Raw genomic sequence first — 12627 nt, 5'->3', positions numbered from 1 at the left:
GCAGGTTTGGCCATAAATGTCGGGATGACCATGGCATCCATCGACCTTTCGCCCCTGGACGGGGCCTTGCGCCTGATCGCAGTTGGCGAAATGCTGATGGTGGCGCTGGTCGTCGCACGCAGCGGCGCCAGTGCCGCGATCCGGCGCGGCACCGTGTTGTTGCTGGCCTGTGTCATCGCCTATCTGGCGCACACCGTCGGTGGGCCGTTGGCCGCAGCAACCCCGGTGGGATTTGTCGCCGTGATCGGCGCGACCGCGACACCGCTGGCGCTGTGGCTGTTTGCCCACGTGCTGTTCGAGCGTGCGCCCGACCGGCGAATCGCCACAGGCGCCACGGCGATCCTGCTGGCCAGCGTGATCACGCCGGCGATCGGGGGGTGGTGTCTGGTCATCGGACCATGGCTCGACCGGCTGGGCCATCTGGTGATGGCGCTGCTGGCGATCGATGCCGTGCTCGTGGCGGTCAACAGCCGGTCGGACGACCTCAGCGAAAAACGCCGCCGCTTTGCGCTGGCGTTTGTGGCGATCGTGGCGGCAGAGGCGCTGGTGATCGTGCTGGCAGAGGCATGGTTTGGCTATGCGCAAGAACCGGTGACGCTGCGCATCACCCAGGCGCTGCTGATCATGGCGGCGGGACTGGTGGTCGGCGGCGCCTTGCTTGAAGCCGATGCCGATCTGATCGGCGGTGCAGTGCCGGACCAGCCGCCCGCAATCGATGACGCAGCGCTGGCCCCGGCGGAACACGTGTTGCGCGACCGGCTGATCGCGGCGATGGCGGCTGGCGCGTGGTTGCAGCAAAGCCTGACCATCGGCGATCTGGCCGCACAATTGGGGGTGCCCGAACACCGCCTGCGCGCGCTGATCAACCAGCGGCTGGGCTATCGCAACTTTTCGGCGTTCCTCAACCGGCATCGCATCGCCGAGGCCAAGGCGCGGCTGGCCGATCCAAACCATGTTGCCTTGCCCGTGCTGACCATCGCGATGGACCTCGGCTATGGCTCGCTGGCTCCGTTCAACCGCGCCTTTCGCGAAGCGACCGGGCAGACCCCCACCGATTTTCGTCGGGCCGCGTTTGCCGACAATCGAATAAGCTGATCGATTCCGAAAACGACCGGCATTGTCCGGGCGCGCGCAGCATGCCGGAGGCCGTACTGCCATGGGGGAGACCTCGCGCTTGCCGATGGAGTCCCGCATGCCCAGCTACCCCGCCGTACCCCCGCTGCTGATCCGCTTTGCCCACCATATGGCCGGTGGGGTGCAGATCGAACTGATCCGCTATCTGGCAGGGGCCGGCGGCGTGGCCATGGTGGTGTGGCTCGCCGGGCGCCTGATCGCGCACCGCCGCATCCAGACCCGCCGCGCCAAAGCCGCCGAAGTGGCGCGCGAACTGCGCCAGTCGTTATGGACGATCATGGTGTTCGCGGTGGTCGACCTGCTGACCGTCGCACTTGCGATGACAGGCGTGATCCGCATTGCCAAAGGCCCTGCCGATGCCTTCGCGGTCGGCTGGCAAGTGCTGGCGCTGATCGTGCTGCACGATGCGTGGTTCTACTGGATGCATCGTGCGCTGCACACGCGTGCGCTGTTCCGGCTGACCCACCTGGCCCACCATCGCAGCCGCACGCCAACGCCGTGGGCCGCCTACAGCTTTGCCACGGGCGAAGCGGTGACCGAGGCCCTGGTCATTCCGGCGATGTTCCTGATCATCGCCCTGCTGGCCCCGGTGCAGCAATTGGCAGTGTTCATTTTCCTGGGCCACCAGATCGCGCGCAACGCGATCGGCCATTCGGGGCACGAACTGGCGTGGAGCGGGTTTACCCGCAACCCGTGGACCGGCTGGCTGACCACCACCACGCACCACGATCTGCACCACAGCGAAGGTCGCTACAATTACGGGCTCTATTTCACCTGGTGGGACCGCTGGATGGGCACCGAGCACCCGCGTTACCACGACCGGTTCGAAGCCGTGGCCACCCGCACGCCCACGAATGTCACCCAGCCTGTGGCGTAAAAATCCTCAGGCCTTGGCAACCGGCGCGTCTTCGCCCAGATCCTCGAACCAGGCTTCGACCGGGCCCGACAGCTTGATCGTCAGCGGATTGCCCTTGCGATCAAGCGTCTTGCCCGCCTGCACCCGCACCCAGCCTTCGGAAATGCAATATTCCTCGACATTGTTGCGCACCACGCCCTTGAACCGGATGCCGATGCCGCGTTGCAGCGTATCCGCATCGAAATGGGGGCTGCGCGGATTGATCGCCAGACGGTCGGGCGGCACGTCGGCCGCAGCCGCGACGACGGCGGGCGAAGTTGCTTCGGGCGAGGGAGATTCTTGATCGGTCATGCCGCCTGCAAATATCTTGCAGCCCCCACTTGTCAATCATGCGCTGTCGCGATAGAGGCCCGCCCCTGTCCAACAGGCAAGTCCGACCGGACGGGCGCGTAGCTCAGCGGTAGAGCACACCCTTCACACGGGTGGGGTCGCAGGTTCAATCCCTGCCGCGCCCACCATAAAACCCTCAGAAATATAGGGTTTTTATGGTGACCCATTTGAGGCCCAAATTTTTCGATGCGGAAAATAACGGGAACAAACGCCCCATTTCGCGTCCCGCTCGTACAAAACCCGTACACGGACATCATGCCTTCCCCTTCTTTTCGCCTTCTGCCGAACTGAACAGGGTCAGCTTGGTTGCCTGCTCGGCCGCGCGAAGACCGCGTATTTGGGCCTCGTGAATTTTCTCAGCCGTCTGCTCAGCGTGGGTATAAGTTCTGCGCATCAGGCTCGTATCGGACCAACCGCCGAATTCACCGGCAGCCTTCTCATCGATGCCCTGCCGCACATTCATCTCCTGACCGAATCCGTGGCGACCGGCGGCGTGAAACGGCAGGAGGTCGATCCCGGCCAGTTTGCACGCGCGTGCCCAGCCTTTCCTTGGACTTGAACGATCCGCAAAGCCGAAGACGCGCAAATTTTCTGCTGTCCGGTCAAACCCTCGCGGATAGATCCGCGGGAGAGACGCAAGTTCAGTGACGAGTTCCTGCGGGACCGATATCCATCGATCATCGTGACCCTTCGCTGCAGGAATGCAGATCAGCATCTCATCAAGCTTCAGGTGCCGATCCGGATGCATCGCCACCGCCTGGCTGATGCGTGCACCGGTCATAAACATGAACATTGCCAAGGCGGCGTGACGCTTGGGCGCATGCTGGCGAAATCTGAGGAGCCATTCCCAGCTTCCGGGGGTCTTCTTGACCCGGCTTTTTCGACCGCGCTTGATATCTTGCGCGACCCGTTCTTCCTTCGAATAGCCCTTGATGCGGATTGGCGCGCAGTGGCCGAGATCGTGAGCGTTATTGATTACTGACCGCACAGGTGTGACGACATGGCGTACCCAGGTATCGGTTGAAGCGTCAGGGTAAAGCTCTTGGCCAAGGTCGCGTACCAGTTTCGGCGTGATAGCGGCGACCGGCAATGATCCGAGCTTTGTAAGAATCGGCACGAGATACCCGGCGTCGGCTGCGCTTGGCTTGTAAATGAGGACCGCGTCGGCAAAATTGAAAATTGCATCGGGTTGAGCATCCGGTTCATCGCCTAGGACGTGGCGCCGAATCTGCCTTTCCTCTTCGGCGCGGCACCAGTCCCAAGCGCCCGCTTCCTCAGATGCGCCAGTGCTGCATCGATAGTAGTCGGTGATGGCGGCGCCGAAATATTCGACGCGCCCGCGAGCCCACCAGGTTGGGCCTCTGCGAAACGGTTCGAGGGGCATGGATTGCGACTTTCCAGAATTTGATCGATTTGATCGGCGGTGATGATCATTGTCCGGCCAAGCCGGTGGCAGGCGCCGATACGGCTCGCCTTTTCCCGCAGTGAGCGCTCGGAGATGATCAAACCTCGTGTGGACAGCAGTTCGACCCATTCACTGGGTGGTTTGCCGGAATCGAGGATGGTCGAAAGAACAGCCATTTCAAAAGCTCCCCGCTCTCAGCGCGCCGGTTCTGGATCCTGCCCCGGATTGGCGAGTATGAGCCGCCCCATCGGTGTTGACCGCCCTGCCGCCTTGACGAAATGGTTCGCCACATAATCCTCGATCGCAGTTTCAGGCAGTAGCAGCCGGCCATTGACGCGGATGTGCGACAGCAGGCCACGCGCGACCATTCGACGGACGCGAGATTCCGGCCAGCCACTTTGCGCGGCCAGTTTTGGGAGGGTCAGCAATTGCATGACTAGCACCTCTGTAGTAGTTTAGGGTTCGAGTTCGACTGAAACTCACGATCATTGGAGTAACTCATGTTTGTGAGTTCCGTCAAGGCGGATTCTTGTGCAGGTACCGCGTGAGCATCGGCGCCCGTTTTCTAGAGATCAGAAAGGCCAGGGGGCTGAACCAGGTCGACGTCGCGGCTGCGATCGGCATTTCCCACGGAGCGCTGGTCAATTATGAAAAAGGCCGGGAGCCGCCAGCGTCGGCGGTCATCGCTTTTAGTAAGACCTACGGGGTCAATCCGACTTGGCTGCTGCTGGGCGAAGGTCGTCCGGAGCAAAACAGTCTGGACGACTTACACAGTCGGTCGATCCATATCGCTTGGGCCTATCTCACCCGCGGCGGTGATGAGGTCGAGCGGGACAATCTGATCAAGCTGAGCAGCGCGCTGTTTCAATACCTCATCGAACATGGCGACATCAGTGACGCGATGACCGACAAGCTTCTGTCCCTGAGTGCATGACATGAACGACAATTCTGACATCTCGGTCGTCGACGTCCGCATCCTGGCAGCAATGCAGGCCGTAAACCCGCCGCTTGAAAAGCTCATGACGGAACGCTTTGCGCTACGGCACGAGGTTCGGCAGGCCAATTTGGAACTCGAATGCAGACAGCGCCGAGTTGATGAACTCCGCAATTTTCGCGAAGTCCTGATCCCTCGCTATATCGCGTTCGCCAAGGTCGTTTCTCTCGGCGCAGCCGGCCTGACGCTTCTCGCGCTCGCCGCAGCTTACTTTTTCTGCCTCTTCGAGGTCAAAGCCACAGCCTCCCTCTTTGCCTCTTTGCTCCTACCGCTTTGGTTGGTCGATCAAGCCGAACAGGAGTTCGGCCGGTGGGAGGTTCGCCTGGGGAAATCTCCAAATTTCAACTGCCGGACTGCAGACTGTTGATCCCTTTGTAAGAAAACATTGTAGGTGCAAAGCAGGACACAGTTGTTTCACCGCTTTGCTTGGCCGGAATCGACCAGTCTAAACCATTCGGCCCTCGGCACTTGAACATCTTCTACTAACAAAACCGGTCATGATCGCGCGGATCAACGGACTTTCGGCATCGATCGCACTAGCGGCAATTCATCCCTAGGCATCACCTATCCCGATAACGATAACTCATTAAATGCACTTGGCGAATTCACGCCATGGTAAATTTCCCGTGATAGATGTCTTGCCAGACAGCGTCTTCGCAGATGCAACGAGCCTGTCCTGGGATGCCCTTTAGGACTTCGCTGGTCACATAGCTCGGCACACGGCGCATGAGATCAACGACCGTCCGTGTACCAGGCTTTGTCGCCCGAACGCCGGGACTCGAGGCGACGACTTCGGCCGCGAGCATTACGCCGGCGAGCGCTGACTGAAAAGCCATCGGCACCTGGATGTCGGATCCGTTACCGTCGTGCGCCTTCAATATGGCGTTCCCGCAAATAGCGCGCTGGCGAAACGCCCGCAGCGGAAGCGAGGCAAAGGCTAGAAGACTGTCGACGTCCGCTTCAGCTGTAGCCGCGATCTCGCGGACGAAGGCCTCCCCAACGGGCTCGCCATGATACAACATGGCGCGAGTCCGCTCGATATTGGCCTTGCCGATGAGACGCAACTCCTCCGCGATGATCTCGTCCTCGCTCCGGCGCTTGCCGGCAGGAAGATAGAGGCATGCCAAGCAGGCGTGGTTGCCATCGAAGGCGTGGCGGGAAACGCCGAGATCACCTGTCTGCGTCCAGGCATTGTAGATTCGGTGCGGAAGCGAGCTCTGGACTTGTATCCGGTCGCGCGCAGTATCCAATGCTACCGCGACGCGCTCGAACCTGTGGTGTCCGATGCCCTGCACGTACCCGGCCCATGTGCACCGGAACGGATGGACGACGATCCCGGTTTGCGCCAGCGTCGACGCCACTAGCTCGACCTTGGACGCCTTGTCGTGCTTGATGCATGCCAGCACGTACCGTTGCAGGTTCGTCATTTCGATCGGTTCGTGATCAATAACGTGAAGCGTCCCGGTCAGGTTGGGTGCGCGCGCCATCGCCCAGACGAACGCGTTGCCAATCGCGCCAGCGCCTACGAGTTGAACGAGTCCCATGTCGACGGCTCTAGGCATATCGGCGTTAGCGCAGCGCGACCCCGTCTCAAAGTTGAGCAGCGAGAGCCTGGCGTCTTGGTCCAACTCAGGCCGATCGACGCAGTCGGCGAAGACTGCGCGGAACACGTTGGCCGTGCCGATGCATGCGGCGGCCCCCGCTCCGAGCGGATTGTTGCTGTTCCCGGATCCGCGAGGGGCAGTCGTTGATACCGAGGCCACCCATCTGTCCGAGCCAATGTAGATCAACGTGTCGGCGTTGAACGCGGTGGTGCCCACCACCAGCGCGACTCCATGTCTTGCATCGCCTTCGGCGAAGATTTCGATCTCAGGATTGATAGACCGCATCAAGTCGGCCAACTGGCCGGACAGCTCCCCGGTGCCGGAGAGCGGAACGATGGCCACCCTCGGATACAACCTGGCGACGAGCCGCGCGGCCATATCGAGGGCGCACTGTCCTTCGATCGACTCCTCGCCAGTGGCGTCGAAGGCTATGGTCACTACGACTTCGGACAGCCGGCGCTCGAAGGCCTGCGCGTCGAAATGCCGCATCACCTGGGAAGCGCTTTGACGGGCGCGGTCGAAGAAGGGTGCGAGAGCCATTGGATCAGTCCTTCAAAATTGTGATCATGGACGCTGCGGCGCGCGCGGAGACCGAAGCCCAATAGGGCCGCGAGCCGGGCTTCCACCAAGGCCGTGGCGAGAGCCGGTAGGTCGCGCAACGGGCGATCGAGAACGGATCCACGGCGAAGTCCGGCACCACGATGGAGAACGACCCCAAGGCTGTCGTGATCGCGTATTCATCATCCATCTCGCTGTGAAACGCATGGGTCGGATGGCTGTGTATCTGGGCGAGCAGGCGGAGTTCGGCTTGGTAAAGGTGGAGATTGATCCGCTGGAGCTCCGGCGCATCCACCATGACGGCGAGACCGTGGTCGCTCCGGATGCCCTTCTGTTGCGGAACGATCGCCTCTCGGACGTGGAAGGCTGTTCCGTCCTGGGTGCCGGCCCAGAGAGCCATGCCCTCCAGACCGCGGCGCCCGGCGGCGAACAGGGCGGCGTGCGTCGCGTCTGCGACCGGTTTCGGCACGCCGACCGACGACACCTGCGTCAGCGACGGCCTCATGCCGGATATTCTGCTTGCGTGATCTGGATCATCGTCTGGATACCGAGCTGATTGATCGGAGATGAGCCGTAGCGCCATACGACGTCGATGATCGAAAACAGACTGCCCTCGCCGGAGGCGCGATGCAGCTCCCAGGCGTCGCCCGAATGCCCAGGGTGATCATGATATTCGCGGACGCCGGGCAGACAAAGGAACGCAGGCTTGTCAGGGCCGTAGGCCTGACAGAGCGTCGTCAGTTGAATTTGGGGTTGACCGTCGGGACCAATTATCTGCGGCATCGGCGATGGCGCCCTCTTCGGGAGGTTCGTCAACAGCTCGCCAAACATCAGTTCGCGGTCCTCGAACGCATCGACGAACTTCACGGACAGAGGGCGCGCATCATAGTCGGTGAAGTCGACCTTGATCGTCGTCGCGATCATGCGCGGCTTCATGTTCACGGTCGCGAACGCTACCTTCACGTATGGGAAGGTAGCGTTCATGATCCAGATGCCGCGGTCGATCATCATGGCCTGGTTGGCGCGGAGATTACCGACCTCAGCATCGAACTTGCGACGGCTCACCGCCGGATCGGCGACTTGGGTCAACCCGCCTCTCCCGTCTTGAGGCTGGCAACTAGCAACGTTCCGTCGACGATCCCAAGCTCGGTGAGGGTTTTCTCGACGTCGAGCACTGCGCCCGGCTGAGTCGTCACGATCCAGTCCGTCACCGGACGGCCCGTGTTCTCGGTCTCCTTTAACGCTTCGTTAAGGACGTCGACAAGGCGATCATCGGGCATCGCCTTCACTGCATGACCTTCGCCGTTGATGATGAAGGTCACCTCGATATGGGTCGGCTTCGCCGCCGGGCGCGAATAGATGCGCTCGACGTCGTCACCGGTCAGGTCGACGGTTCCACCGCGCGGTACCACGCGTTCGACGGGGCCCTCGATGAACAGTTCGCGATCGTCGGCAATACGACCATACTTGCGGACATCCGCCTCGTTGATCGAGCCGCTACACCATTCCCAGCCGAGATCTTCGACAGTGAAATCGAAATCTCGATCGCCTTCGGCGATGCGGAAGATCCGCTTCTCACCCTCCACGAACTCAATCGGATCTTCAAGGCCGACCGAGGTCGTGTAGCGGTCCATCACTTCGATCAGACGGTACTTCGCCGCCGGATTATGGTCCGACATCGTGCGAATATCGCGCCCTTTCACCTTTGGATCGCCAGTCAGGTAGTCCACCCCCTCGACTTCGAATTCGAACTTACTGTTTTTCGCCATCGTAATTCACTCCTCATGCCCGACCCGCCGACTCTTGCGCGCCCTCGATTCGGGGACTAGGAAGAGGAATGAGTCTCGATATGGATCATCCATATATGGACCAATAGCGTCAATCAAGGTTGATTCTGGACTAGGAGACCAATGATGGCCAACCGTGAGCCACTCGTCGAAGACGGCGAGGGGCCGATGCCGATTCAAACCGCGTTCGACGTCTTCTTCAGGCTAGCGGATGCGTGGGGTTTGAACACCGACGAGCAGATCCGTCTGCTGGGATCCCCAGGACGATCGACGTTCTTCAAATGGAAAAAGGAGGTGTCATCCGCGCCGAGAGATACCTTGGAACGCCTTTCTTACATATTCGGCATCTATAAGGCGCTCGAGATCCTTCTTCCCAACCCGGAAAGCGCGAACTCGTGGATTAAACGACCAAATCGTTACTTTGGCGAACGGTCGGCACTGGACGTGATGATGGGCGGTCAGGTAGTCGATCTCTTCAAGGTTCGGGAGTATGTCGATGCTCAGCGAGGCGGATGATATCGAGATCGTCGACATTGACGACACCTGTTATACTCTCATTCCCTCCCGTTTCCCGCCGATAGACCTCTTCGAGCGGATCGCAAACGACGACGAGGGCGCGGCCGTCGCCCGGATCGAAACAATCACAAACCCGCGCCTCCGCGATCGTCAGCGCGCCTTGCAGACCGAAGCCGTCGATGTGACGGCGCCCCGATACCAGAACTGGAATCACGCGCCGTTCACCTATCGGAATCCGGAGGGAAGCCGCTATTTCGGCCCAGAGTCCGCGGTTCTGGAACTGGCAGACGATCTGCAGACCGCGCTCGCTATTTCCGTACGCAAGCGCGAAACCTTCCTCTCCCGTACAGACGAGGCCAGAACCAACCTCGATATGCGTGTTCTCAGCAGAAAGGTCACGGGTCGGTTCGCGGACCTTCGACATCTCGATCCCAATCTGGATCGCGACGCGCGTATTGCCGTCGGCCGCCGTATTGCAGATATAACGACACCGATTGACGGGCTTTTATACAATCCCCCAGAGCGACCGAGCGCGAAGTGCTTCGCTATTCTCAACGCGGGGGCACTGGCACGCGCGGTCCAGGGCGATCACTTCCGCTTCGTATGGGACGGTAAGTGCATCCGGTCGCTTTACTCGTTTTCTGGACCCGGGCTGATTATCGATCCGCAGGGATTGGCTTCGGCAGAATGGGTACTGGCGGCTTAGGTCGGCTCACAGCTCGCCTTAACAGCCCAGCTGGCTCCCGTTGATCAGTCGCGCCTATTACCCGCCAAAACACCAGCCCTTGTGCAGCCTGGAAATCTGGAGAACAGTGGCTGCGCGATAACTGAGCCAGGCCCGGTCGCAAGAACGGGACTGACGACGTGAAAACTCTGATTTTAGGATTTGCGGCTGCTGCTGCAGCCTGGCCGATTATGAGCGATGCGCGCGGAGTCGAATATCAGGACTTTGGCCAGCTAAAGCGATCGAGCTTTGTGCTTGGCACGCCGCCTCAATCAGATGAAGCACCGGACATACGCGTCCGTGGTGACCATGATCTGACCACAGAATTCGTGGCGATGGGCGAAGAATCGGCCCAACAACCGGTTCCTGCGTCCGAGCCATCGTCAAACTTTTTGCCCGACACGGTTCGGCCGCGCCAACGCAATCTGGCGGTGCAGGCATACGCCATGCCCTTGGCTGCACCGGCGTGGTCCGACGGCTGCCCGAATGAGGAATACATGCCCAACCCTGCCCTTTCAATGGCGGCAGAACGCCGCCGGGCGACGTGGTATTCCGCCATGGCTTCGGTATCATGCGAAGCGGGCCTTCCCGTGGCATTGTTCGACGCCCTCATCATTCAGGAGAGCGGCTACAATCCTGTGGCGGCAAGCTCAAAAGGCGCAGCAGGAATGGCGCAATTGATGCCATCGAGTGCGCACATATTAGGCGTGCGCAACGTGTGGAATCCCATCGAGAATATGCGCGGCGGCGCTCGTTATCTGCGGGCGCTCCTCAATGAATTCGGCCGATATGATCTGGCACTTGCCGCTTACAACGCCGGCGAAGCCCGGGTGCGTGCTGCTCGCCAGGTACCTCACATTCGGGAGACCGTAAATTACGTCTCGTCCATTCTTATGACCATGCGCGACCAGTTCAGGCGTCGGCTCGAGGGCGGCGATCGCAACCTCTTGAACATCCGGCCATGATGACGGATCCATGTTCGCAAAGTGGTCGCGGTTAGGCGGATGGCTAGATTTCCGGCAGCTTGATGAAGCCATCGCGTCGATTGCGGATCTGTTCTTCATTGGCGATGATCGTGTTCGCGAGCCAGTCCGATAGCGTGTCCTGCGCCGGGTTGGTCAATGGCTCGACCGGGAAATCGGCCCGCTCGCCAAGTTTCAGCACGACGGGTTTTAGCAGGCGGATGACGAGGCTGAGGGCGGGGTCGTCATAGCTTTCCCAATCGCCCATCACCTCGATGGCAATCGTGGCGCGGGCATGATCTATCTCGAACATCTCGGTCAGGGCCTTCAGTTCGGCAAGTCGCAACGGCCGTTGACCGCCAAGCATACGCCCGAGTTGTCGCCGACTGACGCCCAGCAGCTCGGCAATTTCGCAATGCGGCCGAGGGTCTTTCTCGACATGGTGATTGATCAGGGCAAGGTAAGCATCGGCTCGCGCATCTGGCGTTCTGTGCGTTTCGGCTTCATTGCATACTATAGTATGTTTTTTGGAATCAGGCAGTCTGTCTTCGCCCATAAAACCCCTCGCCTCCTCGCCCCGTGAGCCAAAGTCGGGATCACGTGACGGGTCTGTCAAGACTGTTAACGGTCCATATTCGCAGCAAATATCAGTTGCGGTTGGTCACGTAGATACAGGCATTGATGGCTTCGAGCACACTGGCCGGGCGGCCAAGTTGCGCTTCGGCATATTCACGAAATTCGCGCAGCCGATCGTTGACGATGGAATCGATTCGAATGTTGAGGCGGATCGTGCCGATGAGCGCATCAGCATTGCAAATGTCCTCCAACTCATTGACCGACAGATTGAAAATGTGATTGTCGGGATCAGTCAGAACCTTGGTGAGCAACCGTCGTGGGGAACACGTGACATGCTCATGCACGGAAATATTGAACAGCGCTTCGCTGAGTGCCCGAAATGTCAGCGCGTTTACGTGCACGCGATGTGTCGCCTGGGCTGGGGCCGCCGCGTGGGATTTTGCGTTCGAAACACCCTTTCCCATACGCCTCTGCCCAGTTGTTTCGTGTGATGCCTTTTCTGCCCATTGGTGGGCGCTTTGCGCCCAGTAGCGGGCGCTATGCGCGCCCTTGGTGGCCCTCATCGCCCAGAGTTGCGCGCAACGCGCGCAGCGGTGGGCCGAGTCGAGCAGTTGAAGGCTTATCCTACAATTTTCGGCGAAATAATTATCTTAATAGGACTCACGACCTTGCCGGATAGGCACGGGCGAACGGAATTTCGGGATCGGCAGACGAGTGATGCCGCCATTCAACCCCGAAAGGACATTCCCATGTCGACTGCGTCTTTGGATGCGCGAAATCGCGCATCGCTCCTGAGCTACCTCGTGCCTGCCGTTGTGGCGGCAGTCATGATCGCGCCGGCGGCCTATGCCGGCACCGACACCACGTTTGGCACCGCGCTCACCCAGTTCACGAACTTCCTTTCGGGTTCGGGCGGCAAGGTGATCACTGTGCTCAGCCTCGCCGGGGGCATCGTGGGCCTCGCGTCCGGTCGCTTCTCGCTCGGCCAAGTTGCCGTGCCCGTTGGCACTGGTGTCGCTGCCGGCACCGGCGTGCCGATCGTCACCGCCATGGTGACTGCCACCATCTGACAAGAAGCCCGGCCAGTCGCCTTCCCCCCCAGAGGCTGGACCGGGCTCACC

At 60.4% G+C, this 12627-nt stretch carries 17 protein-coding genes and 1 tRNA gene; 9 read left to right on the top strand and 9 right to left on the bottom strand.

The window, feature by feature from the left end; all coding sequences use genetic code 11:
• Window positions 1–30 precede the first annotated feature (30 nt).
• Entirely contained in the window at window positions 31–1095 is a 1065-nt protein-coding gene (locus tag AQZ49_RS08620) for a helix-turn-helix domain-containing protein (RefSeq protein WP_231739102.1), read from the top strand.
• A gap of 97 nt (window positions 1096–1192) precedes the next feature.
• On the top strand, window positions 1193–2011 hold the full coding sequence (locus AQZ49_RS08615; protein ID WP_231739099.1) for a sterol desaturase family protein: 819 nt from the start codon (window positions 1193–1195) through the stop codon (window positions 2009–2011).
• A gap of 6 nt (window positions 2012–2017) precedes the next feature.
• Here AQZ49_RS08615 and AQZ49_RS08610 read toward each other — a convergent pair whose 3' ends face one another.
• Window positions 2018–2341 carry a DUF3297 family protein gene (locus AQZ49_RS08610; RefSeq protein WP_067614864.1) on the bottom strand — a complete coding sequence of 108 codons (324 nt, stop codon included), beginning with the start codon at window positions 2339–2341 and terminating at the stop codon, window positions 2018–2020.
• Between the two features lie 92 nt (window positions 2342–2433).
• Here AQZ49_RS08610 and AQZ49_RS08605 point away from each other — a divergent pair.
• A tRNA-Val gene (locus AQZ49_RS08605) sits at window positions 2434–2508 on the top strand.
• Between the two features lie 125 nt (window positions 2509–2633).
• On the opposite strand, the gene AQZ49_RS08600 is transcribed toward AQZ49_RS08605, so the two are convergent.
• Together AQZ49_RS08600 and AQZ49_RS21780 are read right to left on the bottom strand one after the other, a co-directional pair.
• Window positions 2634–3764, bottom strand: coding sequence for a tyrosine-type recombinase/integrase (locus tag AQZ49_RS08600; RefSeq protein ID WP_067614863.1), 1131 nt, complete (start codon window positions 3762–3764; stop codon window positions 2634–2636).
• Window positions 3765–3979: 215 nt separating this feature from the next.
• Complete coding sequence (locus tag AQZ49_RS21780; protein WP_082701654.1) at window positions 3980–4219, bottom strand: MerR family transcriptional regulator; 240 nt, start codon at window positions 4217–4219, stop codon at window positions 3980–3982.
• A gap of 110 nt (window positions 4220–4329) precedes the next feature.
• Between AQZ49_RS21780 and AQZ49_RS08595 the strand changes: the two genes are divergently transcribed.
• The gene (locus tag AQZ49_RS08595; RefSeq protein ID WP_067614862.1) at window positions 4330–4719 is read left to right on the top strand and encodes a helix-turn-helix domain-containing protein; all 390 of its coding nucleotides are present in this window, start codon (window positions 4330–4332) and stop codon (window positions 4717–4719) included.
• Window position 4720: 1 nt separating this feature from the next.
• Window positions 4721–5146, top strand: coding sequence for a hypothetical protein (locus AQZ49_RS08590; RefSeq protein ID WP_067614861.1), 426 nt, complete (start codon window positions 4721–4723; stop codon window positions 5144–5146).
• A gap of 238 nt (window positions 5147–5384) precedes the next feature.
• On the opposite strand, the gene AQZ49_RS08585 is transcribed toward AQZ49_RS08590, so the two are convergent.
• The 4 genes from AQZ49_RS08585 to AQZ49_RS22255 are packed head-to-tail and all read right to left on the bottom strand — an operon-like array spanning window position 5385 to window position 8710.
• On the bottom strand, window positions 5385–6923 hold the full coding sequence (locus tag AQZ49_RS08585) for an E2 ligase fold family C protein (protein WP_067614860.1): 1539 nt from the start codon (window positions 6921–6923) through the stop codon (window positions 5385–5387).
• Between the two features lie 4 nt (window positions 6924–6927).
• The gene (locus AQZ49_RS08580; RefSeq protein ID WP_067614859.1) at window positions 6928–7446 is read right to left on the bottom strand and encodes a Mov34/MPN/PAD-1 family protein; all 519 of its coding nucleotides are present in this window, start codon (window positions 7444–7446) and stop codon (window positions 6928–6930) included.
• Window positions 7443–8030, bottom strand: coding sequence for a putative metal-binding protein (locus AQZ49_RS08575; RefSeq protein WP_067614858.1), 588 nt, complete (start codon window positions 8028–8030; stop codon window positions 7443–7445). The genes AQZ49_RS08580 and AQZ49_RS08575 overlap by 4 nt, the downstream gene beginning before the upstream one ends.
• Complete coding sequence (locus AQZ49_RS22255) at window positions 8027–8710, bottom strand: DUF2604 domain-containing protein (protein ID WP_067614857.1); 684 nt, start codon at window positions 8708–8710, stop codon at window positions 8027–8029. Before AQZ49_RS22255 ends, AQZ49_RS08575 begins: the two co-directional genes overlap by 4 nt.
• 141 nt (window positions 8711–8851) lie before the next feature.
• Here AQZ49_RS22255 and AQZ49_RS08565 point away from each other — a divergent pair, with 141 nt between their 5' ends.
• The 3 genes from AQZ49_RS08565 (at window position 8852) to AQZ49_RS22765 (ending at window position 10933) form a co-directional block, all read left to right on the top strand.
• Window positions 8852–9244, top strand: coding sequence for an MbcA/ParS/Xre antitoxin family protein (locus AQZ49_RS08565; protein WP_197410981.1), 393 nt, complete (start codon window positions 8852–8854; stop codon window positions 9242–9244).
• Complete coding sequence (locus AQZ49_RS08560) at window positions 9219–9950, top strand: RES family NAD+ phosphorylase (RefSeq protein ID WP_067614856.1); 732 nt, start codon at window positions 9219–9221, stop codon at window positions 9948–9950. The genes AQZ49_RS08565 and AQZ49_RS08560 overlap by 26 nt, the downstream gene beginning before the upstream one ends.
• 158 nt (window positions 9951–10108) lie before the next feature.
• Entirely contained in the window at window positions 10109–10933 is an 825-nt protein-coding gene (locus AQZ49_RS22765; protein WP_231739089.1) for a lytic transglycosylase domain-containing protein, read from the top strand.
• A gap of 43 nt (window positions 10934–10976) precedes the next feature.
• Here AQZ49_RS22765 and AQZ49_RS22760 read toward each other — a convergent pair whose 3' ends face one another.
• Both AQZ49_RS22760 and AQZ49_RS22250 read right to left on the bottom strand, forming a co-directional pair.
• Window positions 10977–11486: a helix-turn-helix domain-containing protein gene (locus AQZ49_RS22760; RefSeq protein WP_231739079.1), complete on the bottom strand. Its 510-nt coding sequence runs from the start codon at window positions 11484–11486 to the stop codon at window positions 10977–10979.
• Window positions 11487–11577: 91 nt separating this feature from the next.
• Window positions 11578–12069, bottom strand: a complete 492-nt coding sequence (locus tag AQZ49_RS22250; protein WP_156428212.1) for a hypothetical protein — start codon at window positions 12067–12069, stop codon at window positions 11578–11580.
• Between the two features lie 264 nt (window positions 12070–12333).
• On the opposite strand from AQZ49_RS22250, the gene AQZ49_RS08540 reads away from it, so the two are divergent.
• Window positions 12334–12576 carry a hypothetical protein gene (locus AQZ49_RS08540; RefSeq protein ID WP_369819104.1) on the top strand — a complete coding sequence of 81 codons (243 nt, stop codon included), beginning with the start codon at window positions 12334–12336 and terminating at the stop codon, window positions 12574–12576.
• The last annotated feature ends 51 nt before the right edge of the window (window positions 12577–12627 follow it).

Origin of the sequence: Novosphingobium sp. FSW06-99 (assembly GCF_001519065.1) — a bacterium.
Classification (GTDB): Bacteria; Pseudomonadota; Alphaproteobacteria; order Sphingomonadales; family Sphingomonadaceae; genus Novosphingobium.
Note: the sequence above shows the minus strand (reverse complement) of the source record. Positions and strands in the feature narration are given on the sequence as shown.